Origin of the sequence: Priestia sp. 40, assembly GCF_049368575.1 — a bacterium.
Taxonomy (GTDB): domain Bacteria; phylum Bacillota; class Bacilli; order Bacillales; family Bacillaceae_H; genus Priestia; species Priestia zanthoxyli.
In genome coordinates this window covers 139,629-165,068 of record NZ_JBMPZA010000025.1, presented here as the reverse complement: position 1 = coordinate 165,068, position 25,440 = coordinate 139,629, and the positions used below count along the sequence as shown (strand labels likewise).

The window sequence follows — 25,440 nt, the reverse complement described above, 5'->3', positions numbered from 1 at the left end:
GCCTGAGAAATCGTAGGCATATTCTTCTTCTTCTTTCACTTACTACATGTGGGACGCCGGGTATCGGCGTCTTTTTTTTGTGCTGTAAAGAGACTGATTATCTAAGCAAAAGCATATACATAAACGATTTTGTTCAAATAATGGGACTTTTTCACAAAAATAAGTCTTTAAATGGTAAGAAACATTAGGTATAATTTAGTGGTTATTTAGCATATTTTAGAAATGTTTGACTGAGTTTGTACGAAAAAGTGAAAGGGGATATTTCATGTCATGGCTCACCAAATGGTCGTTTAAAAACAAAGCGGCTATTACCATTATGTCTATTTTAATTTTAGCTTTAGGAGTCATTAGTTATTTTACACTTCCGATGGAGTTCCTGCCGACCGCTGATCAGCCTCAAGTGTCAGTAGTAGTTATGGGGCAAGGAACGGATGCAGACTCCATGGAAAAACAAGTGACGTCACCGATTGAAGAAGCGGTCGCCGGTGTTAAAGGAAAAAGCAACGTGTATTCAACGACGGGAGACGGCTATTCCAAAATCGATATTTCATTTGAATCCAAAACGGATATGAAAGAAGCAAAAACAAACGTCCAAGAAGCGCTGTCTTCGGTGCAGCTTCCAGCCAGTGTATCAAAGCCTAATGTTATTCAATTAAATACCTCTATGATTCCCATCGCAGATATTTCACTCACATTTAAAGAAGGATTAACAAGAGACAATCTGGATCTTGCAGAGAAAAAACTGATCCCTAAATATAAAGACGTTAAAGGCATTGCGAGTGTTCAAACGTATGGAACAGCGGATTCCTACGTGTCTATTAAAGTTGATAATAAAAAATTGTCACAAAAGAACGTGACTATTGATAAAGTCATCAGCGTGTTAGAAGGAAAAAACACGTCGCTTGCAGTTGGAGAAAAAGTCATTAATAACAAGTCGAGCAATATCAACGTAACTGGTAAAATTGATAGCTTGGACAAAGTGAAAAAGCTGCCGGTTGCACAGGATGTAACGCTAGGCGACCTTGCAAAAGTAGAGGTGAAAAAGCCTGAAGGCGTCGTGACGCATATTAACGGAAAAGATGCACTTTTACTTATTGTTACAAAAGACAGTCACTCAAACGCCGTTAGCATCACAAAAGAAGCAAAAAAACTGTCTCAGCAAATTAACAAAGACTATAACAATGTGAATGCTTCTGTATTTTTTGCAACAGGGGACAGCGTACAAAACTCTGTTCATTCCATGATGAAAGAAGTGTTGCTAGGCGCACTTTTTGCGACCGTTGTCATCATGCTGTTTTTACGCAGCGTTCGCTCTACGTTTATCACAATTGTATCCATTCCGCTATCGCTTTGCTTTACGCTTTTTTTATTATCCAAATCAGGCGTCACGCTCAATATTTTAACGCTTGGAGGAGTAGCGGTAGCGATTGGGAGATTGGTAGATGATAGTATCGTTGTCATTGAAAACATCTTCCGCAAAATGCAAAAAGAAGAGTTTTCGCTTGGACTGATTCTTGATGCCACAAAAGAAGTAGGCTCTGCTATTACTGCTTCTACGTTAACGACAGTAGCTGTCTTTTTACCAATCGGCCTTGTAAACGGAGGGCTTCAAGACTTTATGCTTCCGTTCGCTCTAACGCTGACCTATTCGCTGCTGTCTTCATTAATTGTGGCGCTTACCGTTGTACCGTTAATGAGTGCCGGGTTATTAAAAAATGAAAAACTTCGCAAGCACAAGCAGCCGGTTCGTTTTACAAAGGTTATAACATGGTCGCTTAATCATAAATGGGTTGTACTGCTGCTTTCGCTGCTTTTATTTGTCGGATCTATTGGCGCGTACACGATGATGCCTAAAGGAGCGGTGGATAACTCTTCATCTGACTTTGTAGGCACAACGTTAAGCTATCCAAATAACACGCCAATTAAAACCGTAGAAGAAAAATCACTGCAGCTTGAACGCTACATTTTAGCTCAAAAAGAAGTAAAAGAGGTATATATGCAGCTAGGTAATACGGATGAAGGAGCCAAGTGGGGAGACGTTGGTTCGCCTACTGAAGCTACGTATACGATTACCGTAAAAGACAGCGGAAACACTGATTCGCTAATGAAACGAATCCAAAATCAAAAGAAACTCTATGACGGAGGAGATCTTAGCGTAAGTGCAGCTTCACTAATGGGAGCGTCCACTACTTCCATTACCGTTGATGTAATTGGAAACGACATGAACAAGTTAGAAAAAACGGCAAGCAGCATTAAGAAAGAAATCAGCGATATAAAAGGAGTAGACAAAGTTTCTACGAACCAAGACGAAAAGAAAACGATTTACTCTTTAGACGTAGATCCAACAAAAGCAAACACGCAGCAAGTAGCGCAGCAGCTTGGCGTTATGTTGAATAAAACGCCGATTGGAGCGATAGATTTAGAAGGCAAGCAAGCAAATGTACTTCTTGAATCTGTCTTAAATCCAACATCACCAAAAGAGTTAAAAGATATTTCTATTATGACAGAGACAGGACCGTCGCCTGTTTCAAAAGTGGCTTCGCTAACGCAAGCTGAAAAGCCGACAAATCAGTTTCATAAAAATGGAGACCCGTATATTCAAGTAACAGCGGATGTCAATCCAGAAAAGCTTTCAGAAATTAATAAAGACATTCAAACAACCATTTTTGGAGACGGTAAGAATAAAGGACTGTCGATTTCAAAAGATGTTGACGTTGTAATCGGCGGAGCAAGCACTCAGCAAGGAGAAGATTTCTCTGACTTGTTCATTACGATGCTCGTGTCGATTGGTATTGTGTTCTTAATTATGGTCATTACGTTTAAAACAATCCGCACCCCGTTTGCCATTTTATTTTCACTTCCGCTTGCAGCGATCGGTGCCGTTTTAGGGTTATTAATCAGCCGTATCCCAGTAGACGTAACGGCTTTACTTGGAGCCCTGATGCTGATTGGTATTGTTGTAACGAATGCGATTGTACTATTAGACCGCGTGAAGCAAAATGAAAAGAAAATGATTATGCGCGATGCCATTGTTGAAGCAGCGGCTACGCGTATGCGTCCAATTGTCATGACGTCTGCTGCTACGATTTGTGCGATGCTGCCGCTTTTATTTAAACAAAGCGAAAGCGGAAGCCTCGTTTCTCAAAGTCTTGCAGTCGTTGTAATCGGAGGATTGGCCGTTGCGACTCTGCTTACACTTGTAGTCATTCCAGTTGTATATGAACTGCTTCACTTCAGAAAATCGAAAAAACAAAGAATACAGCAAAAACAGCAGGAAGACGTAACGCCGCTATAATGTTTAAAAGAGGCTAGAACATAAGTAATTTAGTTGAAGGAAGAGGCTGGGACAAAAGGATTTTAGACAAAGTGAAAACCGAACCATTAATCAAGATGTTTGATTCGTGGTTCGGTTTTCTTGTTAGGGTAAACATAGGTTTCATGTGTGTAAGTCTTTCTAGCAGTTGATTGGAGGGCAAGGCGAAGACTCCTGCGGGAAAAGCGGAACAGGTGAGACCCCGCAGGAGCATATGCGACGAGGAGGCTCAGCAGCCGCCCGCGGAAAGCGAAGCCTTGCACGGAAATCAACTGCGGTGTCACAAGCGGCTCAGCTCATTCTCTCATTTGTTTGTCTTTAGCTGGAATTGATTTGGTTACGTTCCAGCCTCTTTTTTATGAAACCTTTTGGCTAGTAAAACGTATAGTTAGATAAAGAAATGGAGGGGATAATATGTTCGAAATAAAAGAGCGATGTTACGTTTGTCAAAAAGAAATTCAGCCGAATGAAGAGGTATGGATGCGAATGAAGTATCCGAGTAGAAGAGGAATGACCGAAATCAAAGCTTTTTTACATCAAGAAGCGCAGTTTGTATGCATGGACTGCTTTGAAAAAACAAAAAAATGAGTCAAAGCCGTACTCTTTTCAACATATTGACATAGTATACTTTATAGTTTAATATTTAGATAATTATCTAAATAATTAAATGTGATGGAGATGAACTTTAATTGAATGAAACGTTTAAAGCTTTAGCGGATCCTACTCGCAGGAAGATTTTAGAGCTGCTAAAAGAGCGGGACTTAACCGCAGGAGAAATTTCCGAGTATTTTAACATGACCAAACCAAGCATCTCAAATCATTTAAAAATCTTGAAGCAAGCGGACCTCGTTCAAGATGAAAAAAGAGGGCAGTTTGTGATTTATTCGTTAAATACAACCGTTTTTCAAGATTTAATCGGCTGGTTTTTCAGCTTTCAGAAAGGAGAAAAGTAAATGAAAAAACACGTATTTCCTTTAGGTATTACTCTTTTAACACTACTTGCATGGCTGATTGCACTGCCGCATCTTCCAGCTACAATGCCCATTCACTGGGGAGCGAATGGAGAAGCAGACGGATTTGCCACAAAGATAAATGCAATGATTTTAACAGTAGGAATCATGGTACTTATTTATTTTGTCATCGCATTTGTGCCGCGAATTGACCCGCGTAAAGAAAATTATAAGTACTTTTCAAAAACGTATAATATCCTGTTAAACGCCGTACTGCTATTATTCTTTTTTGTAAATATGAGCACTATTTTACAGGGGCTGGGCTATAACGTGCCGATGTCGTACATTGCTCCGATTATGGCTGGACTCGTTTTTATCATTATCGGAAACTACTTGCAGCGCGTGCGCTCTAACTATTTTATGGGGATTCGTACACCGTGGACATTGAGCAATGAAAACGTATGGAAAAAGACGCACCGTTTATCCGGAAAGGTCTTTTTTATCGGCGGACTGCTGATTCTTATTAGCGCTTTTTTACCTGATGGATACAAGTCAGTTATCATGTGGGGGAGTATCGTTCTGTGCGTGGCGATTCCTTATCTGTATTCGTACTTGGCGTATAAAAAAGAAATGAATATGTAAGCATACAAAAAAATCCGGTGAACACACCGGATTTTTTTATGGATAACATAACATATCAGCCGTAACGCCACCGTTCGTGTCACGCCGGCTGATGAGAATAAATACAGCATAAAGTATGAAACGCGTTTCAGGTCAAGAGCTGCTATGAAAAAACTTACATTTGCTTACGATCGCTTGCTTCAGGCGGCTTTTCAATCCATCCATTTTTAATCATCACTTCGCTGCAGCGCCCCGCTACTTTTAAGTCTCGTAAAATACACGCTTCACAGTGCCCAACAATATCAAGCCTCATGCTAGTAGTCATTGCCGTTGCGTAATAGGTAATGGCTACTTTAAACATCGCTCCTGCATGAAACGTCATCAGCTTTTCTGAAAAAGGCGCGTGCGTAGACGTTGTGATTTCATTATCCAAAAGCGGAGGAGTATGAAGGTTTTCTTCGTGCATGATGGAAGAATAAAGCTCAATATGCTTGTGTGCCACATCAAGCCCCGTCTCCATGACCTTCCGCACGTCTTTTCGTTTGCTCACTTGTTTAAAAGCAATTAAAAGCGCTTTGGTTGCCATGCTTTTGCGTAAGTTAAAATAAATATTACCGGCTTCCGTTGCGTTTAAAAGGCGCTGCTTTCCTACAAAATCAAGAGCGTAAGTCAAATCTGTGATCGGCTCTTGTTTTTTCGGATTTAAAAAATAAGGAGCGGGTACATAAAGATTTTTTGCTAAAAGCAGATCGAGCGACCGATTATAGATCTCCATCGCATCTAAATTGCACTGATGGTAATAATCTCGAAGATCTCGGCGAACCGAAACGCTAAATGAAATGCCATACCCTGACAAGCCGTGAATCGTCATGTCATGAAGATACTTCAGCCAAAACGAGTCTGTAAAAAGCGGAGGTGCGTGCAAGTCCACATCTTCATCTGTAAAACCTTTTGGCAGCGGAAAATGTTCAGCATGAAAAATGGCAGTCAGCAGCTCAATATGCTTTTTCGATAGCTCTAGCGAAAAGGCAAATAGCGACCGAATCTCTGCATCCGTTACCGTTGCAAGAACGTATTTTGCTACGCAAGCCGCCAGCGTATCCTGCTGATACTGCGCGCATAGACTCGTTATTTCAGGCGAAGTCAAACGCTTGCTTTCTGCGTTCAATTGGCTTTCCTCCTATCTATAAAAATGGTACGTATTTATAAAAAACAGATAAGTATAGTGTGGACAAGGGTGTGTTAAATTATTCCATTGATGAATTGGAATCAAAATAGAAAAAGATCTGCCCGGTAAAGAGCAGATCCTTATGTATTGGTTTATTTTTTATTCATTTCTTTTTCAATTTCAGGATAAGTAATGCCGTATTTTTTAGAGACGGTAACTAAGCGGATAATTTCTTCTTCAGTAGGTGGTCCCACTTGCGGCAGAGGAGCATTTTTGGGAACGGAAGTACCGAGTTCTTTAACGAATGAATCAAAGCCGGCAGGAGAAGCAGTAAGGATAAATTCTGTTTCTTCTGGTCCGGTCACAAAGCGGTGCTGAATACCTCGAGGAGCAAAAACATAATCGCCCGCTTTTGCTTCAATTATTTCTTCTCCTATGTAGAAAATCATTGAGCCGCGCTTTACATAAAACGTTTCGTCTTCATGTTCGTGAAGGTGAAGAGGGGGACCTTGGTTTTCTGGTTTCACTACGTGCGCCACGGCGTAAGCTCCGTTTGTATCTTCACCTGATACAAGAAGCGTTACTTTTTCATCAAGAAAATGAAATGTGTTTTGATCGTGTGGGGTACGGTGAAAAGCGTTTGTTAGCTGATTATGAGTTGTTGTCATCCTTTTATCTCCTTAAAAAACATATTTTGAGATTATTGTATACTAATATGAATGTTTTGTGTGCGGAATAATAGTTAAAAAGAATTATTTTTTTACATTTATTATCTTTTTATAGTTCTATTGTTGTCGGTAGGGGACGCTCAATGAAATCTTTATTCAATTTATACACTAAGAATTTCCCCTATCTATTTTCCAAAACCACCCAATATGCTAGCATAAATATAGACTCGTTAAATGGATAAGGTGTAAAAGGAGAGTTTTTATGAAGTTTTTTAAACAAGCAGTATGCAATGTTCCGAGACAAATACATTAAATAATACAAAAAATGCTGTCTAAGCATTTTTTGTATTATTTTTTTGTTTTGTTAGTAGTATAATAGTAACCGTTGATAAATGAGTATATAGAATTATTTTTTTAAAAAAACAGTGTTTTTGAACGTTTTATTTCGTGATTTAATTATTTATACCATAGGTTGTAGGTGTAAATGACTTTTGACCTAATATAGTGAAAATACGACAGCTGAGGTACTCGGAAAATGAAAGATGCCATTATTTTTTTGCACGGAATTGTAGGAAATCAAAGTGTATTCGCTAAAGAGATGGACGTATTAAAGAAAAACTATTACTGCACTTCATATGATTTTTATCCTTTAAAAAATATAAACCTGGATGATTCGTTTTCATTGCAGGCGTTTGTTGATCAGCTCTATATGCACTACATACAAATGAATATTAAAAAAGCTCATTTGTGTGCACTGAGTTTTGGCTGTCTTATTGCTTTGTCATTTGTACAAAAGTATCCGCATATGGTTGCCAGCTTAACGTTTATAGGAGGTTACTGTTGTAATGTTCCCTCTGTATATCATACAAACCTTCTTCAGCTGATGAATAGAAGAAGACAGCTTAGTTACAATGAGTGGTTAAAAGAGTGCGTTCGAACGCTTAACCCGAATCGAAAAGAAATTCTAGAAGACTCAGAAGCCATATTCTTGGAAAGTGCACGTTTACTTCAGCCTTCTTTGTTTGAAAGAATAGTGCGATTGAATTTGGAGGTAAACTCTGAATTTGTATTGCGTGAAGTGAACGTTCCTATTTTGTGGATAATGGGAGAGTACGATGAGTTGTATAAAGGAACATTAGGGAACTTAAAACGATACGTCCCTCATGTACAATATAGAGAGATTAAAAGAGCTGGTCATGTCGCACACATCCACCAGCACCTTCAATTTATGCTGATTTTTAAACGTTTCCTTCGTCAACAGTCTTTAGGGAAAATAGGGTTAAACCCTTCTTTTTAAAACCTTAGAAACGCAGCAGACAAATTTTTCTCCTTGATATTTCAGAGAAAACAGTTAGAATATGATAAGAATATAAATTTGTTCTAAAGCTGTAAATAAAAGTTTTTATTAATATATTTTTGCATTTTTTATAGTGATTTTAAATTGAGCCAACCAACGAGGTTGGTTTTTTGCATGAATTCATTGTTTTGAGTGAAAATGGGAGCATATAGTCCGATGTGAATTTAGAACACATGAATATGTTTTTAAAAGAATTAGATCAAGTCTTTACTAACAGGAGGCCATCACGAGTGTCGATAAAGAAAAAGTTATCGCTATTTTTTACTTTGTTGGTATTGTGTATTCTACTGGCGAATAATACGCTGCACTACATTCGGTCAAAAAATAGATTGATAGAATTTAACCAAAAGGAAATTACGCTGGTGACAGAAGAAATTGGGTACGAAGTAGAGAATTCCAAAAACAGTGCTTTATATTTAGAGGATCGAATGGGGCAAGAATTACGAACGGCTTCCATTGCGATACAAAATTCGTTACCTGCTGACTACCATGATATTAGCAATGAACAATTAAAACAATTAGCTGAAAAGGTAATGGTATCCCACATTACATTACTAGCCCCTGTAGGAGACGATATTGTAGGCGTCAGATCTTCTGATGCTGATGAAGTCAATATGTCTACAAAGGAGTGGGGATTTTGGTATACGTCTTTTAAGCAGCTTCTTTCTAAGCAGCCAGTTACGACGACGCGAGGGGTAACTCTGCCTCATTTCTGGAGCGGGCCAATTGAAGTGGCTTCTAGTAACCCTGATCACATTGATAAATGGGGTTATTATTACGACGGGTCTACTAATTATATTATAAACCCTTATTTCCGCGATAATCATGTGTTTGATGTTGAAAAAAAGTTTGGTCCAACGAATGTTATGAACCGTTTTACCAAAAAACTTGATGGTGTTCTTGAACTAACTGTTTTTAACCCGGAAACGTTCGGAGAGAAAAATCAAAACGTATATTTGAATGGAAATAAATACATCAGAATAGATGATCGGCCCATTTGGTACGGAACATATATGTATCGAAACACCTCCCATGACAAAAAGTTAATTCACAATGCCTTAAAAACTGGGAAATCCGAAAGTTATCTCACTGAAATCAATCATAAAAAAATACTAAAAACATTAGTACCAATTAAAGAAAAGAACTCTCCAACCTATGTAATAGGCGTTGTCTATGACTACGGACTTATTGAAAAAGAACTGCAGCAAGAATTAATCAAACATTTAGTATTGTCTCTTCCTTTTATCTTTCTTGTGCTCGTTACAAGCTCTATTTTCTCAACATCCATCACGCGGCCTATTAAACGTATCATGGGGCATGTGAATCAAATCGCTAAAGGCAACTTTGGCAAGGTGCTGAATACAAGAAGGAAAGATGAGTTGGGAGGGCTCGTGGCAAATATCAACGATCTTTCTCATTTTTTGAAAACATATGTGGACGATTTAAAAAAGAGTCAGGAAGAAAGCGAGTATCATGCATACCACGATTTTTTGACAGGATTGCCAAACAGAAGGTACTTTAAAGAAGAATTAAACAGGCGATTAATTGAGTCGAAGGATAAATCCATTGATCATGTAGCCGTACTATTTATGGATATAGATCGATTTAAAGATATTAACGATACATTAGGACATTCAAAAGGAGACAAGCTCATTCAAATAGTAGCTAACCGCATTAAAGAATGTTTGCCTTCTTCTAACAGCTTTCTTACAAGGCAAGGAGGAGATGAGTTTGTTATTTTGTTTAGCGACTTTGCTCCAAACGAAGTTGAGTGTATCGCCGAGAAGATGCTTGCATATGTTCAGCAGCCTTGCTACATTGACAATGACGAAATTTTTGTCAGTATGAGCAGCGGTTTAAGCTTTTATCCGAATCATTCTACGAACTTAGACACGCTTATTACGTATGCAGACGTGGCCATGTATGCTTCAAAAAGAAACGGCGGAAATAAGGTAACGATTTACCACGACTCTTTAATTAAGAAGCAGACAGAAAGGGTACAAATCGAAACGCGCTTGCGAAAAGCGATTCAAAAAAGTGACATTGACGTTTACTATCAGCCGAAAATAGAAGCAAAGCGCAATGTGATAACCGGCGTAGAGGCATTAGTTCGCTGGAATGACGCAGAGCTTGGATTTGTTTCTCCGGAAGTATTTATCCCTATAGCAGAAGAAGCTGGTTTGATTCACTCCTTATGGGAAGTTGTCATGAAGAAAGCTTGTTCTCAAGTTAGCAAATGGAACAAGGACCGAAACGAAAAAATGACGCTAGCGGTTAATTTTTCTCCGCGGCAATTTCAAGATCCGATTGTGTTGGTTAATGAAATACAGCAATTTCTTTCGCTCCATAGATTTGATTCCACATGGTTTGAAATGGAAATTACGGAAAGTACACTGGTGACGAACGCAGAAGAAACGATTAAAGCTTTACATTTATTAAAGAAATATGGTATATCAATTTCTATCGATGATTTTGGAACCGGATATTCTTCGTTGAGTTATTTGAAAAAATTACCAATAGATTGTTTGAAAATCGACCGGTCTTTTATCCAGGATATTCAAGAAGATTACAGCAACAGTGAAATTGCCCAGGCGATTATCAGCTTATCTCAAAGCTTAAAGCTTGAAGTAATCGCAGAAGGTGTGGAAGAAGAATATCAAAAAGCGTTTTTAATGGAAAATGGCTGTGATCATATGCAGGGATACTTGTTTAGCAAGCCACTTGCTGCAAAAGATTTTGAAACAGCGTTTTTAAATAGCTGAAGCAAAACCATCATTTGAAAATAAAATTACTAAGAAAAGGGAAGAGGACATAAAAAGATGGCACTTAGTACACAAAATTTAATTGCTCAAAAATTTTTAGAAACAGTAGGAACAAATTCAACTGAAATAGATAAAAAAATAGGTCAAGCTGACACATTTATGAATGCGGTGAAAGAACTGATTGATTTATGCGGAGATAATCCGGAAAGAGACGGTCTTGAAGAGACGCCGTACCGCGTGTTAAAAGCATTTTTAGAATACACGGAAGGCTACCGAGAAGATCCGAAAGCTCATTTAGAAAAAACATTCGACGTGAATCACAACGAATTAGTATTAATACGCGACATTGAATTTCACTCAATGTGTGAACATCACTTTGCGCCGTTCTTTGGCGTTGCCCACGTTGGGTATATACCGGATAAAAAAATTACAGGTTTATCTAAAATCGCTCGTACAGTAGAAGGATACGCAAAGAGATTTCAGGTTCAAGAACGCCTAACAAATGAAATTGCAGATGCAATCGAAGAAGTGTTAGAGCCTAAAGGAGTTATGGTAGTTATTGAAGCAAAGCATATGTGCATGTGCGGAAGAGGAATTAAAAAATCTTCAGCTTCTACAGCCACTTCATCTGTTCGAGGAACATTTATGGAAAAACCAGAGGTTCGAGGAGAATTTTTATCTCTTTTACAGCGACAAATGTAAAGAAACAAAAAGCCATATAAGCTGAGAAGCAGAAGCGAGGTGAGCTGTATGCAACATGTTGACGTACTGATTATTGGCGGAGGACCCGCTGGTATTTCTGCTGCCGTGTGGTGTAAAAGGCTAGGCGTTGAGTGCTTGCTTCTTGAAGAGCAGGCACAGTTAGGCGGACAGCTGTTTACGATTTATAATGAGATTATTGATTATCCCGGAATACAAGCGGAAAATGGAATTGAGATGCAGCGGAAAATGGTTCAGCATTTTATTGATATGGACTGCTTATATGAAGCGAATACAAAAGTAATTTCTATTGACGAACGTTCTAAAACAGTCAAAGTAAAGCAGCAAGAAACAGAAAAAGAAATTGGCTATACGTATCTTATTTTAGCAACGGGTTCTAGTCAGCGAAAGCTCGGAGTGCCTGGTGAGCAGCAAATGATTGACCGAGGAGAAGTGTATTCAGCTTCAGCAGACGGAGAACGGTTAAAAGGTAAAAGGGTTGCTCTCATTGGCGGAGGAGACCGTGCTTTTGAAGGAGCACATCTTTTAGCATCAAAAGCAAAAGAAGTATATTTGATTCATCGTTCTACGCATTTTAAAGCAAGAGAGCAATACGTTGAAAAAGTTCTTTCCGATCCTGGTATTAAGGTGATAACAGATACCGAAGTGACGGCTATCCATGGAAAGCATCACGTCACATCGATCGATTTAAAAAGTAAAAACAGTGAATGCGAGAATTTATCAGTAGACGCAGTGCTGATCAGACTAGGCGTAGCGCCCAATGTTGAACTTATTAAAGAAAAAGTCACCACTACGCAAAGCGGACTCATCGTCATCAATGAAGTGCATCAAAGCAGCAACCCAGCTATTTATGCCATTGGAGACGCGTGCACGACTCCCTTGTTTTCTAGTATCAGCTCTTCAGCCGGTCAAGGAGCGATTGTAGCCAAGCATGTATCGAGCCTTTTGAAAAAGTCATAATATAAAAAAGCATCTATCAAATCGATAGATGCTTTTTTACGTAACATAATAAAAGAAACATAGCAGAAGTACGTTCACAGGCAGACAAATCGTTTGGAAAAAAGCAATGTAGTTTTTAGGAGCAGCGCTGATTCTTTTTACTAGAATATACTCGGTGATGAAATTAAAAAAAACGATGATGCAAGACACCATTATATACGCCCAGACATTCTGCTGAAACAAACGAGTAAAAAGAGGCGAGAAAAGAAGTAGAAAAGTAGCGGTTTGAAAAGAGCCTCTAGAAAATAGATCATGTTTTTTAGCACTGTGAGTCACGCTATCCCTCCTTTACATGTTTTATTTTACCAAATGTTGAAGTTGAAAAAAACGTTTTGATTATCCCTACCTGATATGTTCCTTATTTAGGGAAAGTAGAGTAAAATATATCTCAAATGTAGCTTATTGTAATAGTATAGAAGAAATAGATAAAGAGATAAAAGGAGGCCGCATGAGACCTTGCCAGATAAAAATACGGAGAAGGAGCAGTCGATCATGATAATCAAACATCTTGATCGTTTGAATACACAGCTTTTAAAAGAATACAGTGAAGGTATTTTTTTAATCAACTGTGAAGGCGATATCATGTTTAGCAACCGAGCAGCCTTCAAGCTAACAGGAAACGAGCACAAAGAAAAAAGCCAGCAGCTGACAGCTCTTATACATAAATCAAAACAACAACAAGCACAAGATCTCTTTCAACTCGCTTTAAGAGGAGAAAAAGTTCAGTTTTCGACGATAATCCATCACAAAACAAAAAAAGAACTTCATTTATATATCACTCTTATTCCTATTATCGTAAATGAACAAATAGCGGGTGTTTATGCCGTATGCCGAGATGATTCAAAAGAGCAAGAGCGCTCCAATCACATTTCTCAATTAGAGACGCATTTAAAAATGGAGCAAAAGCTTGCGAATGTAGGAAGCTGGTATTACGACGTGACGGAAGATAAAAGCTACTGGTCGCCTCAGCTGTATAATATTTGCGGATTAAATCCTAATCAGCACTTTACTCCTTCTTTAAAGAACGTTCTTCAATTCGTCAATCGCTGTGACCAAAAAAGATTAGAAAAAGCCGTTATGGAGGCACTTTCGACGGGAGGAAGCTACACAATTGAATATACACTGCTGCGGCCGAGCGGTGAAGAACGTACGGTATTTGAACAAGCGGATGCGGTAGCAGACGAGCAAGGAAACGTCATACAGCTGATTGGTGTTGTTCATGACATTACGGAATCGAAAGTGATTACGAATGAATTAAAGCAAAAAGAACAGCAGTTTCAAACGATTTATAACAATTTAGAGGCCGGAATATGGTCCGTTGATGTGCAGAGCAATGAAATGATTGTCTGCTCTAGTGGTGTTAGCAATATTTACGAAGAAGATGCGGCTAAATTTTTAGGAAATAGAGATCTGTGGGAAAGCTTTATTCATCCAGAAGATAAAGCAGCTGTGGCAAAAGGACAGCATCAATTACAAAAAGGAAAAATGATTCGTCAGCAGTATCGAATCTTCACAAAAACAGGAGAAATGAAATGGGTAAAAGATCGATGCATTCCCACGCTTGACGAGAACGGAAAGCTGGTGCGCATAGATGGGATTATTGAAGATATTACCGCAGAAAAAAAGTATATAGATCAAATCGAATATCTTGCAACTCATGATTATGTAACGAACTTACCGAATCGGCGAAAGTTTGAAAGGGAATTAAAAACGTTCATTCGACAGATGAAAAAAGAGAGATGTTCATTAGCAGTCTTTTATCTAGGGCTAAATCGTTTCAAACATATCAATGATACATTGGGCCATGACGTAGGCGACCGCTTTCTTCAGTGTATCGCCAATCGGTTAAAAAAGTTCGTGACGCCAAGTGTACTGCTAGCCAGAGTAGGAGAAGACGAGCTTGCAATTTGCTTTTTATCTCTTGCGCAAATCAATCAATGTCAAAAGCTAGCCGCTGCTCTTTTTCAAGAAATCGAAAAAGAAATTACGATTGACGATTTTTCTCTGTACGTCACAGCCAGTATAGGAATCAGCATCTACCCGCATGACGGAGAAGATGTAAAAACGCTATTAACCAATGCTAACCTTGCTATGCGGCGTGCGAAAGAAATCGGACGAAGCGACTGGGAGCTGTATTCTCCGTTAATGGACAGCGAGACGTATAAAAGCTATCATCTAGAAAAAGGGTTGCGTAACGCACTTCTTCAAGATGAGTTTTTTATTGAATATCAGCCAAAGGTTCATACAAACAGCAGAGAGATTGACAGTATCGAAGCGTTAATTCGCTGGAATCATCCGGAATGGGGGCGCGTATCACCGGAAGACTTTATTCCTTTAGCAGAAGAAACTAATTTAATTATTGAACTTGGCGACTGGGTGATCGACTACGTCTGCAAGCAGCTGCAGCAGTGGAAGAGTCAAGGCTTACAAGTTGTTCCTGTTTCAATTAACGTCTCGTCTAAGCATTTGCTGAAACGAGGGTTTGCAGAGCACGTTCAAAAAACGTTAACTCATTACAACATTGACCCTTCATTTATTGAATTTGAAGTGACGGAAAGCTCCATTATTCAGCATGAAGAACATGTAAAAAAAGTGATGGAAAAACTAAAGAAAATTGGCGTCACGTTTGCTTTAGATGATTTTGGCACTGGTTTTTCTTCATTATCACATTTAAAAGACTTCGAGTTTAACACGTTAAAAATCGATAAAACGTTTATTCAACACGCAATCGATAAAGGAAAGCAGCAGGCCATTACAAAAAGCATTTTGTACTTAGCTCATGCTCTTAACATGAAAGTAATCGCAGAAGGCGTTGAAACAAAAGGGCAGCTTGAATTTTTACAAAAGCACGAATGTTCATTTATTCAAGGTTATATTGTCAGTCAGCCAGCTGCTCATCAAAAAATCGCAGAATATTTAAAGAAACGATTTTTATAAAAGGTGATGTCTCAATGAGACATCACCTTTTTGGGTTTCAATATGTTTTCTAAGCGTTCAAATGTAATAAAGCATATAAAGAGACTGATAGATTGTCAAATACGTGAGGAGGGCTGAGAGTGGAAGCTTCGGAAGTGGTTGTTAAGCTAGCCGAAGAAGAAAATGAAATAAGTTATAGCAGAACCCTATAGAAGTGCTGTTAGCTATAATAAGCATTGGAGAACGGTTTGCGGAAAGTAATGACTGGTGACTTGGAATTTTACGAGTTTACGCAGTAGTATAGGTCAACAATTTTTAAATATGTTAAAAATTCTGACAAAATAAAAGACAAATAAAAAACTATTGGTTATAATAGAAGAACAATGAATGATAGTCAGTCATTTTTCTGTTGGTTATTTACAAATTCAAGTTTTAAAACCCATAAATGAATGATAGTCATTCATTTATGGGTACGAAAAGTAGAAAGGGGTAGTGTATGAAAAATGTACTAGTTCAGAAGGTGAAACACGATGAAGGGTAATTCAGATATTACATTTGCTCGTACGCTAACGCTTCGATCACTCGTCATTTTAGGACTTGCATATATGGCTCCAATGACGGTGTTTACTACGTATGGAGTTGTGGCTCAAACTACGCATGGTATGGTTTCTATGGCGTATGCTTTTGCTCTTGCAGCGATGCTATTTACCGCATACAGCTACGGGCATATGGCTAAAGAATATCCTTTATCAGGCTCGGCCTATACGTATACTCAAAAATCTATAAGTCCTCATATAGGATTTCTTGTCGGCTGGTCTGTGCTTTTAGATTATCTTTTTTTACCAATGATTAATTTTTTATTAGCGGGAACTTTTTTATCAGCTGCGTTTCCTTCTATTCCATCGTCTCTTTGGATTCTACTTTTTATTGTTATTATTACTTGTATAAACGTGTTTGGTATTCAAATGACAGCAAAAGTGAACGGGATACTTGTACTTTTTCAATTTCTTATAACAGCTCTATTTGTTATTTTATCCATTAAGAGAATGATAGAAGGAGAAAGTGAGGTTTTGTTCTTTTCTTCTTTGCATCTCTTTGACTCAAAGGATTCTTTTTCTTTTGTTCTTGCAGGAGCTTCAATTCTTTGTTTATCTTTTCTTGGGTTTGATGCTGTGACTACGCTTTCTGAAGAAACGGTTGATCCAAAGAAAAATGTACCAAAGGCTATCTTTCTTGTAGCATTTATAGGAGGAATACTTTTTATACTCGTTTCATATATTACCCAGCTTGTTTATCCAAATTATCATTCATTTAAAGTGGTAGATTCAGCTTCGTTTGAAATAGCAGCTTATATTGGAGGAACGCTTTTCTCATCCGTCTTTCTTGCCGGAATTATTACTTCAACGATTGCATCAGGAATTTCTTCACACGCCAGTGCTTCACGACTGCTTTATGCAATGGGCAGAGAATCAATGCTGCCTAAAAGACTGTTTGCCTATATACATCCTAAATATAAAACACCATCGCGAAACGTTGTATTTATTGGGTTGCTTTCATTAAGTGCACTTGCAATGGACGTAGTTACAGCTGCTTCCTTTATCAATTTTGGAGCGTTAATTGCATTTACATTTGTAAATATCTCCGTTATCTTTCACTATTATATCCGCGAAAAACAAAGAGATTTTAAAAGCACATGTCGTTATTTAATCAGTCCCATTATTGGAGCGGTCTTTACAATTTGGTTATGGACAAGCTTAGATATAAAATCTATTTCTTTAGGGAGTATTTGGGTTGTTATAGGCTTTATTTATCTATTATACAAGACGTCATTTTTTACAAAGGCACCACCGCAATTTGCTTTTGATGAAAAAACAGAGCCAAACCAATTCAAAACGGAACATATATCTTGATAAAGTACGTCTGTAATTATCCGAAATTTCTAATATAAAGGAGAGATAAAAATGAAAGAAACAGTAAAAGTTGGTCTTATTCAAGTTAAATGTGAAGAACATGTTGAAGCTAATATTAACTATACGCTCAAAAAAATTAAAGAAGCGACGTCAAATGGAGCTCAAATTATTTGCCTACAAGAACTATTTAATGCTCAGTATTTCCCTCAAAGTGTTTCACCGGCAGGATATGAACTAGCTATACCAGCAGAGAGCTCCGTATTAAAAGAAATGGCAGAACTTGCAGAAGAGCTGAAAGTTGTATTAATTGTTCCTTTTTATGAAAAAGCGGCTAGAGGCGTTTATTTTAATAGTGCAGCCGTATTCGACGCAGACGGAACTTGCTTAGGAATTACAAGAAAGAACCATATTCCTGATGGGCCGAACTATCATGAAAAATATTATTTTGTTCCAGGAAATACGGGGTACCCTGTATATGAAACAAAATACGGAACGATTGGAGTAGGAATTTGCTGGAATGAGTGGTTCCCAGAAGTAGCACGAATATTATCACTGCAAGGAGCGGATATTCTATTTTATCCTTCTGCAATTGGCTCAGAGCCTGATCACCCTGAACTATCAACTCGTCCTGCATGGGAAAAAGCTATTTCAGCACACGGGATTTCAAATGGTGTTTTTGTTGCTGCGGTGAACCGGGTGGGAACTGAAAAAGAGATGACCTTTTACGGAGGAAGCTTTGTAAGCAATCCAATGGGAGAAATTCTACAATCTTTAACGGATGAAGAAGGGATTCTGATTCAAGAAGTTGACTTAAAAGAAATTGATTCAACACGTAATTTGCTTCAGTTTATGCGTGATAGAAGACCAGATACGTACGAATTATTATTAAAAAAAGAAGCTTTCCGTGCACCTTCAAACGTGTAAATTTAACCCTTACTATATAAAGAAAGGAACGAAATGATATGATATCTAAAACAAGCTGGATTTGGAATGAACGATTTCTGCACCATGATACAGGAAAAGTTCAGTACATATTTGAAGGTGGAGAAGTAGTAGAGCCTTGTGACGAATTTGAAAACAAACACCGGATGACTGTGATCAAAGAAATGATTGAAAAAAGTGGTTTAGCGAAGCATTTAATTAGACAAGCACCCTATGAAGCAGCAGACGAAGATTTACTTCGCGTTCATACTAAAAGCCATATCCAGCGGATTCAAAACGGATGCAAAACAGGAACAAGGGAGATTGGACCTGAGGCCTATGCATCTGCTGAAACGGAAGGGATCGCGAGGCTATCCGCAGGTGCCGTCATGAAAGCGGTAGATACCGTAATGGAGAGTGAAACAATAAGTAAAGTCTATGCTCAAATACGTCCACCAGGGCACCACGCGTCTTCAGACCAAGCAATGGGCTTTTGTTTTTATAACAATGTGGCTGTAGGCGCTGCTTATGCAGTTGAACATTACGGTTTAGAAAGGATTGTTATCTTGGATTGGGATGTTCATCACGGAAACGGAACGCAAGACATCTTTTATGAACGTGACGATGTATTCGTTATTTCGATTCATGAAGAAGATTATTTTCCATTAGAAGCTGGTCAGGTACATGAAATCGGACAAGGAGAAGGGGAAGGATATAATATAAATATACCCGTGCCTCCCATGACTGGAGATGAAGGCTATCAATATGTATTTGAAGCTATCATCGCACCAGTCATTAACCAATTCCAGCCGGAGCTTATCATAATATCATCCGGGCAAGATGCAAATGCATTGGATCCTATTTCTCGTTTAATGGTGACAAGAGAAGGGTTTAAATATATGGCAAACAAAATGCGAGAATTAGCAGAAACACATTGTAACGGCAGGCTCATTGTAGCACAAGAAGGAGGATATAACTTAGCATACCTTCCTATAGCCACTATGGGAGTTATTGAAGGACTTACCGGTGTGGATGTGAACTGGAAAGACCCGCACGTTTTGCCTCAAAGAAAAACACCATCAGCCTTGTTCGAAGCAGTAGATAACGTTATAAACTATCAGAAAAAGTTTTGGAAGTTTGCTGAGGAGGAAAGCTTTTGTTGAGAAGAAGAGGTTTAAGGGGCTAATAGCTTAAATATGGTGGAGACAAGTAGGTTATTTTATCTATTAAGGAAGAGCACATGAAAAAGAGTGTTGCACTAGCTATTATTGTCCTCATGTTGGCATAAGCTGAAGTGCTTGTAGTAGCTCTGACAATAAGGCGCAGGGAACAAAAAAAGAAAAGTAACAGAAGCAGCGAATCAACCGCTATTAACATATAGAAGAGAACGAGTTTTATAGTTGAGCTTAGTAAAAAGACAGGATAGATATTTATCCTGTCTTTTGTGCTGTTAATTATTTAGCATATGTAAAAATCATTTAATGCTTCTTCTGTTGAGAACTTAAATGAATATCCAAAAGAAATTGGTTGTTTGCCCCCGTTTAGCCGCTTTGGAAAATGTTTCAAAGTGGTACTATGAACTTTTCCATTACTTTGACTTAAGTCAACATCGAATGAAAGAGGGCTTATTACAAGGTTTATTTCTTTTGTTGGCAGTAAATATATAATATCTTCAGTCTCTTGATGTTTGTATTCAAGCCCTTTTGTTGTTTCGTTTGTTAGTTCGAAATTATGAGTTTTAAAAATGTAGTGCAAATTATGCATTAGTAAGACTCCTGTCTTTTTATGGATTACAAGTATTATACAATAATGCAAGAGATTGTTGCATAAGAAAAGGCTGACTAATTAAGATCTCATTCTGGTAACAGCATCAATAAAATTCTAAAAAAATAAAAATAGAGTGTAAACAACTTACCCCCAATGTCGATATATAGTATGAACATATTTCCTAGAGGTATATGTTTGATTACTGTCATTCCTCACTTAATTAATTATTGAGTGAGAGGCTTCTTGAATACAAGGATGTAACCAAGAAGTAAAACCAATTATATGGAGGTAGAGGAAAATGAGAATTAATCACAATATCGCAGCGTTGAACACGTACCGTCAGTTTAACAATGCAAACAATGCACAAAGCAAATCAATGGAGAAGTTGTCTTCTGGTCTGCGTATTAATAGTGCAGCTGATGATGCAGCTGGTTTAGCTATCTCTGAAAAAATGAGAGGACAGGTTCGTGGACTGGATATGGCTTCTAAGAATGCACAAGATGGAATTTCTATGCTTCAAACGGCAGAGGGTGGACTTAACGAAGTTCATGATATACTCCAACGTCAACGTGAACTAGCAGTTCAAGCTTCAAGTGATACAAATGTAGTAGCGGATCGTACAGCTTTAAAAGACGAATTTGATCAACTGTCTTCTGAAATTGAGCGTATTAAAGATAACACAACGTTCAATACAAAAAAATTATTAGATGGTTCAGATGCAAATGGTAAGATTCAGGTTGGAGCAGATGCAGGTCAAACAATCGATGTTGATTTTACAACTGCTGGACTAGATCTTACTGCTGCTCATACTGCAGTATCTGTGCTTGATATCTCGACACAAACTGGTGCTAGCGATGCTATTACAGCTGTTCAAACTCAAATTGATTCTGTATCTTCAGGTCGTTCTTATCTAGGTGCGCTTCAAAATCGTTTAGATCACACAATTAATAACTTAAATAATGCTTCAGAAAATTTAACTGCAGCGGAATCTCGTGTTCGTGACGTAGATTATGCTTTAGCTGTCTAGTCACAGTAACAAGCACAGTCGTCCTAGCTGGTAACGGCTAGCGATTATTATCGGGTGAATTGCTGGAAATCCCTTAGAGCTTCTCTTGCCACAACGTAGTTGGAAACGACAAGCGTGATGGATAGAAAAAAGAAAAGATTGGGAAATCAGCAGCCAAGCTCCTGTCTCGAAAGAGTGGAGAAGGTTCAACGACTAGGATAGACCATCTAAGGCGAAAGCTATGATGATGAAATCCATAGGTGAAACAATAACCATCAGTATTGTGAATCTGAAGTGCCCGACCCCTATCGTAAAGGAGGGTGAAGATATAGTCTGGTCATTTATGAAAGTAAATGTTCGCACGATGGCGAAAGAAATGATGGAACAAACGAAGAATTCAATTCTGTCTCAAGCATCACAGGCAATGTTAGCTCAAGCGAATCAACAACCACAAGGAATATTACAACTTCTTCGTTAATTTTAAATTATTTGGAAGAGGCTCTAGCTATTTTGCTAGGGCTCTTTTTTTAAGAAGCTTTTTAAATGAAAGTAATGAAATAATTTTAAAGAGAGTTTGTATATTTTTTAATATTGAAAAAATACAAGATCCCAATTAAAATAGAGCGAATGTTCTTATTGAAGGATGGTGAACATAAGTGGATGCAGAAAAACAGTTAAGCGAGTTAATTCCGTACAATCAATTGTGTATGATAGTAGGCAAGTTATTAGGTGATGGCAATATTTCTATTGAAAAAGGACGCCAGCCAAGGTTTCGATTCAGCCATTGCTTAAAAGATAAAGAGTGGGTTTTTTGGTGTTATGAGCAATTAAAAGGTCATGTCGAGTTATCGTTTCCTAAGTATAGAAAGGTTTTAGATCAGCGATTAGAAGATGGATACAGCGAAAGCTACTATACACAATCGAAAGTCGGAGAAGTCAGTACGCTATTAAAAGAAATTTGGTATCCCAAAGGTAAAAAAGTTTTACCACTTGAATTTATAAACGCTCATTTTTCGCCATTAACTTTGGCATGGTGGTATCAAGATGATGGATCCTTAAACATTAGTAATTTTACTACCAAGAAAATTATTCTTTCTACAGATAGCTTTAGCAATCATGAAAATAAAAAGCTAATTGAAATCCTTTTTACAAATTTACACCTTTCATTTTCTTTAGATGGTCAAAATAGGCTGGTAATATATGATCAAAAGCAAATTCTCTATTTTCTCAGCTTAGTTAGAGAGTTCATTCATCCATGTATGTCTCGAAAGATTAATATACCTAAAAACAAACCACCATCGTTTCACTTAAATAAAAGAACGACTATTACTCTACCGCTGAATATTCCTATATCTTCACCTACAAAAGATTTACGACACTTCCTTAGTTATTTACCAAAACTTTTACCACAATTACAAAATAGAGTTACCTATCACTACTTTTTTAAACATCAATTCTTTCTTGAAAATACTGGTTTTGACAGAAGGAGTTATCAAATTCAATTAGAACAAAATGAATTGCGCCTATTGTACGAATGCAGGGAAATTACAGGCTTATCTATGAATCAATTAACAGAACTATGCTATATGTTGCAGAGAAATGAAGGGAGTAATTTAATAAGAGAGCGAAAGATATCGTATCAAATTTCTACTAAAAACTAAGAGAGTTAATACATTTTACAAATATAAATAGCTGTTTTTAGTTTAAAGAACCTTACTCACAAGCGGAGTAAGGTTCAGTTTTCTATTAAGGGAAAACTATAAGTTAATACTACTATTTAATGCGTAGCCCCACCCAAAACCACAACATCCTCCTCAACCAAAATCGTCGTCTTCACCACACTCAGCAATCCCTCCGCAATCAAATCCAATGACATGCTCGCTTTCCCTGGATGATTCACGGCTTGTTCAGGAAGGTAAGGAATATGAACAAATCCGCCTTTAATACAGCAGTTTTGAATCATGTTCATGAGCCCGTAAAACACGTGGTTACATACAAACGTTCCAGCGGTTTGAGAGACGCTGCTTGGAATGCCTGCTTGGCGCAAGTTTTCGACAGCTGCTTTGATGGGTAGTGTCGAAAAGTATGCAGCAGGTCCGTTTTCAATGATAGCGCGGTCAATAGGCTGCTGGCCGATGTTGTCAGGAATTCGCGCATCGTCTACATTAATAGCAACGCGTTCGACCGTAATTCCTTCTCGACCGCCTGCTTGCCCAACGCAAATGACAATAGAAGGGCTAATTTCTTCTATATACGTATGAAGCTTTGCGAGCGATTCCCCAAACACGGTAGGAAGAGATTTAGCAATAATTTGATAGTCTTCAACAGCTACGCCGTCTAAAGCTTTTACAGCTTCTAACGACGGATTAATACTTTCACCTTCAAATGGTTCAAAGCCAGTTAGTAATACAGTTGTCATTCTATTACTCTCCTTTAAAAGTGATATACAAGGTAGTACATTAGTAACGTATTAACAACAAAAACGGATAGCGCAATCGGTACTTGCGCTTTAATCACGGCGTTTTTGTCTTTTAATTCAAGCAGCATAGCAGGTACGATGTTAAAGTTGGCTGCCATTGGCGTAAGAAGCGTGCCGCAGTAGCCAGCAAACATGCCGAGCGCTGCCATAATCGCTGGATTTCCTCCGTGCATGTGTACAATCAGCGGAAGGCCAATCCCACCCGTAATAACGGCAAACGCCGCAAACGCATTTCCCATGACGATCGTAAACAGCAGCATTCCTAGACAATAAGCAAGCACAGCAACAAACGCATAGTTAGTAGGAAGAATGTCACTTACAATATCCGAAACGACTGTTCCAACCCCTGATTTTGAAAAGATGCCGCCAAGAGCTGCGAGCATTTGCGGGAGAATAACCGCCCAGCCGACTGCTTGAAGCAAGCGGCTTCCTTCGTTAACAGGCACGTCCATTTTTGCTTTGGTGACGCCCATTGAAGCGATGAACGCAATAACAGCTGCGATTGCCAGTGAAATTAACGTAACTTTTTCTGGATCAATTAGCGCCCAGTTTCCAAACTTAATTTTGCCGAAAAGAAGGGTACCAATAATCGTAAAAATAGGAATAAATAAAGCCGGTAAAAAAATTTTGTTTTTTAATCTTTGTGCGTGAGCCACGCGTTCTTCAGCAGGTGTTTCGGCTTCATTCGATTTAGTGACTCGGTTAAATGAAGCAAGCAGTACCATAATAATGACTAAACACCCTATATAAAAAGGTGGAATGACGTTGCCAAATAAAAACGTAATGGAAAACAGTGCCCAAAATAGAGAAGATCCTAAACGGTTAGGATGGTTGTGATCGCGTGCGATTCGAATTGCGATAAAAGCAACAATAATACCGAGTAAGTAGTAAATCGTATCGAGCGTCAAAATGCTTTTCATTTAACTCGCCTCCGTCTTAGAAGATGATGTTGGTTTGTGCTTCGTCATTTTTCTGTGAATACGTCGGTCTAACTGACGGAAACGAATGGCGCTTATCAGCAGAGCTGCGATGGCTGTTGGAATTCCCCAAAGCGCCATATCCCAGACGTCAACGTGAATACCTACAGAGTCAAAGAATCCTTTCATTAAAAGAATCCCACCCGTTGCGATAAAGATATCTTCGCCGAAAAACCAGCCCGTATTTTCAGCTGCTGCTGCGTGAGCACGAATATCTTCTTTTACTTTAGGCGGAAGCTCTCCGTATTTGGCACGAGCAGCGCCTTCAGACATAGGTGCCACTAAAGGACGCACGGATTGAGCATGCCCTCCAATATTTAAGCCGACTGCCGCTGAGATTTCACGGATAAAAAGATATATAAGTAAAACATTTCCAGAAGAAGCGTTTTTGGCTTTTTTGATTAGTACTTCCGCTTGTTCTTTCAGCCCGTATTTTTCTAATACGCCAAAGATAGGAAGAGTAAGTAAAATAGCCATAGACATATAGCGGTTATCGACAAAGAACTGACCGAACATCGTAATTACTTCATGCAGTGATAAACCTGATACAAGGCCCGTCACGAAGCCTGCGACGGTCACAACAAGCAGTGTATTTAAACGAAATAAAAAACCTACTGCTACTAGCAAAACCCCAATTAATTTCAACATAAAAATCCCCCTTGAGTATGTATAGACCGTGCTGCAAATTCACCTCCTTTGTTTTTCTAGAAAAACAAAGATGTTTCGAGTATAAACAATTCTGAAAATTAAAACAAGATGCTTAAGACATAAAATAGTTTTATTGGTGAAACAAAATTATATGAGGAAGATTTATATAATGTCCATGGAATCAGAAGTAACAGAAAGAATTCTGCTAGGGAGTTTGGGTAGTAATTTTTTTAGTTGATCCGTTGAAAACATTTCTCC

22 protein-coding genes are annotated in these 25,440 nt (G+C 38.3%); 16 read left to right on the top strand and 6 right to left on the bottom strand.

Annotated elements, in window-relative coordinates:
- Positions 1–265: 265 nt before the first annotated feature.
- The 5 genes from ACO1DI_RS25495 (at position 266) to ACO1DI_RS25475 (ending at position 4,905) form a co-directional block, all read left to right on the top strand.
- On the top strand, positions 266–3,295 hold the full coding sequence (locus tag ACO1DI_RS25495) for an efflux RND transporter permease subunit (RefSeq protein WP_423145718.1): 3,030 nt from the start codon (positions 266–268) through the stop codon (positions 3,293–3,295).
- Between the two features lie 166 nt (positions 3,296–3,461).
- Complete coding sequence (locus tag ACO1DI_RS25490) at positions 3,462–3,635, top strand: hypothetical protein (protein WP_182028386.1); 174 nt, start codon at positions 3,462–3,464, stop codon at positions 3,633–3,635.
- A gap of 92 nt (positions 3,636–3,727) precedes the next feature.
- Positions 3,728–3,901 carry a Fe3+ hydroxamate ABC transporter substrate-binding protein gene (locus ACO1DI_RS25485; protein ID WP_098966277.1) on the top strand — a complete coding sequence of 58 codons (174 nt, stop codon included), beginning with the start codon at positions 3,728–3,730 and terminating at the stop codon, positions 3,899–3,901.
- A 101-nt stretch (positions 3,902–4,002) separates the two neighbouring features.
- Positions 4,003–4,266, top strand: a complete 264-nt coding sequence (locus tag ACO1DI_RS25480; RefSeq protein ID WP_028407742.1) for an autorepressor SdpR family transcription factor — start codon at positions 4,003–4,005, stop codon at positions 4,264–4,266.
- Positions 4,267–4,905 carry an SdpI family protein gene (locus ACO1DI_RS25475; protein WP_328170553.1) on the top strand — a complete coding sequence of 213 codons (639 nt, stop codon included), beginning with the start codon at positions 4,267–4,269 and terminating at the stop codon, positions 4,903–4,905.
- Between the two features lie 154 nt (positions 4,906–5,059).
- Here the strand turns inward: ACO1DI_RS25475 and ACO1DI_RS25470 are convergent, their stop codons facing one another.
- Both ACO1DI_RS25470 and ACO1DI_RS25465 read right to left on the bottom strand, forming a co-directional pair.
- Positions 5,060–6,052, bottom strand: coding sequence for a DUF3231 family protein (locus ACO1DI_RS25470; protein WP_155010369.1), 993 nt, complete (start codon positions 6,050–6,052; stop codon positions 5,060–5,062).
- Between the two features lie 152 nt (positions 6,053–6,204).
- Complete coding sequence (locus ACO1DI_RS25465) at positions 6,205–6,720, bottom strand: cupin domain-containing protein (RefSeq protein ID WP_228307541.1); 516 nt, start codon at positions 6,718–6,720, stop codon at positions 6,205–6,207.
- A 535-nt stretch (positions 6,721–7,255) separates the two neighbouring features.
- Between ACO1DI_RS25465 and ACO1DI_RS25460 the strand changes: the two genes are divergently transcribed.
- The 8 genes from ACO1DI_RS25460 (at position 7,256) to ACO1DI_RS25425 (ending at position 19,468) form a co-directional block, all read left to right on the top strand.
- Positions 7,256–8,017 (top strand): alpha/beta fold hydrolase, encoded by a 762-nt coding sequence (locus ACO1DI_RS25460; RefSeq protein WP_115653234.1) that lies wholly within the window; start codon positions 7,256–7,258, stop codon positions 8,015–8,017.
- A gap of 290 nt (positions 8,018–8,307) precedes the next feature.
- Complete coding sequence (locus ACO1DI_RS25455; protein WP_423145717.1) at positions 8,308–10,839, top strand: EAL domain-containing protein; 2,532 nt, start codon at positions 8,308–8,310, stop codon at positions 10,837–10,839.
- Between the two features lie 57 nt (positions 10,840–10,896).
- A complete protein-coding gene (gene folE / locus ACO1DI_RS25450; RefSeq protein WP_045294699.1) occupies positions 10,897–11,541 on the top strand; it encodes a GTP cyclohydrolase I FolE in 645 nt (214 codons plus the stop codon).
- 48 nt (positions 11,542–11,589) lie between these two features.
- A complete protein-coding gene (locus ACO1DI_RS25445; RefSeq protein ID WP_115653236.1) occupies positions 11,590–12,519 on the top strand; it encodes an NAD(P)/FAD-dependent oxidoreductase in 930 nt (309 codons plus the stop codon).
- A 531-nt stretch (positions 12,520–13,050) separates the two neighbouring features.
- Positions 13,051–15,495 carry a sensor domain-containing protein gene (locus ACO1DI_RS25440; protein WP_243557366.1) on the top strand — a complete coding sequence of 815 codons (2,445 nt, stop codon included), beginning with the start codon at positions 13,051–13,053 and terminating at the stop codon, positions 15,493–15,495.
- 509 nt (positions 15,496–16,004) lie between these two features.
- Positions 16,005–17,384: an APC family permease gene (locus ACO1DI_RS25435; protein ID WP_301858878.1), complete on the top strand. Its 1,380-nt coding sequence runs from the start codon at positions 16,005–16,007 to the stop codon at positions 17,382–17,384.
- A 51-nt stretch (positions 17,385–17,435) separates the two neighbouring features.
- Positions 17,436–18,308 carry a carbon-nitrogen hydrolase gene (locus tag ACO1DI_RS25430; RefSeq protein ID WP_423145716.1) on the top strand — a complete coding sequence of 291 codons (873 nt, stop codon included), beginning with the start codon at positions 17,436–17,438 and terminating at the stop codon, positions 18,306–18,308.
- 38 nt (positions 18,309–18,346) lie between these two features.
- Positions 18,347–19,468, top strand: coding sequence for a class II histone deacetylase (locus tag ACO1DI_RS25425; protein ID WP_423145715.1), 1,122 nt, complete (start codon positions 18,347–18,349; stop codon positions 19,466–19,468).
- Between the two features lie 295 nt (positions 19,469–19,763).
- Here the strand turns inward: ACO1DI_RS25425 and ACO1DI_RS25420 are convergent, their stop codons facing one another.
- Positions 19,764–20,069: a hypothetical protein gene (locus ACO1DI_RS25420; protein WP_423145714.1), complete on the bottom strand. Its 306-nt coding sequence runs from the start codon at positions 20,067–20,069 to the stop codon at positions 19,764–19,766.
- 301 nt (positions 20,070–20,370) lie between these two features.
- Between ACO1DI_RS25420 and ACO1DI_RS25415 the strand changes: the two genes are divergently transcribed.
- The 3 genes from ACO1DI_RS25415 to ACO1DI_RS25405 all read left to right on the top strand — a co-directional run bounded on the left by ACO1DI_RS25415 (position 20,371) and on the right by ACO1DI_RS25405 (position 22,739).
- Complete coding sequence (locus ACO1DI_RS25415) at positions 20,371–21,099, top strand: flagellin (RefSeq protein ID WP_423145713.1); 729 nt, start codon at positions 20,371–20,373, stop codon at positions 21,097–21,099.
- A gap of 223 nt (positions 21,100–21,322) precedes the next feature.
- Positions 21,323–21,556, top strand: a complete 234-nt coding sequence (locus tag ACO1DI_RS25410; protein WP_423145712.1) for a flagellin — start codon at positions 21,323–21,325, stop codon at positions 21,554–21,556.
- 178 nt (positions 21,557–21,734) lie between these two features.
- Positions 21,735–22,739, top strand: a complete 1,005-nt coding sequence (locus ACO1DI_RS25405) for an endonuclease (RefSeq protein ID WP_423145711.1) — start codon at positions 21,735–21,737, stop codon at positions 22,737–22,739.
- 116 nt (positions 22,740–22,855) lie between these two features.
- Here ACO1DI_RS25405 and pcp read toward each other — a convergent pair whose 3' ends face one another.
- From pcp to ACO1DI_RS25390, 3 genes are read right to left on the bottom strand one after another with little or no spacing between them, the layout of a single operon-like run.
- Complete coding sequence (gene pcp / locus ACO1DI_RS25400; RefSeq protein ID WP_423145710.1) at positions 22,856–23,497, bottom strand: pyroglutamyl-peptidase I; 642 nt, start codon at positions 23,495–23,497, stop codon at positions 22,856–22,858.
- 14 nt (positions 23,498–23,511) lie between these two features.
- The gene (locus ACO1DI_RS25395; protein ID WP_328153214.1) at positions 23,512–24,477 is read right to left on the bottom strand and encodes a DUF979 domain-containing protein; all 966 of its coding nucleotides are present in this window, start codon (positions 24,475–24,477) and stop codon (positions 23,512–23,514) included.
- The gene (locus tag ACO1DI_RS25390; protein WP_423145708.1) at positions 24,478–25,182 is read right to left on the bottom strand and encodes a DUF969 domain-containing protein; all 705 of its coding nucleotides are present in this window, start codon (positions 25,180–25,182) and stop codon (positions 24,478–24,480) included. It lies immediately after the preceding gene.
- Positions 25,183–25,440 lie beyond the last annotated feature (258 nt).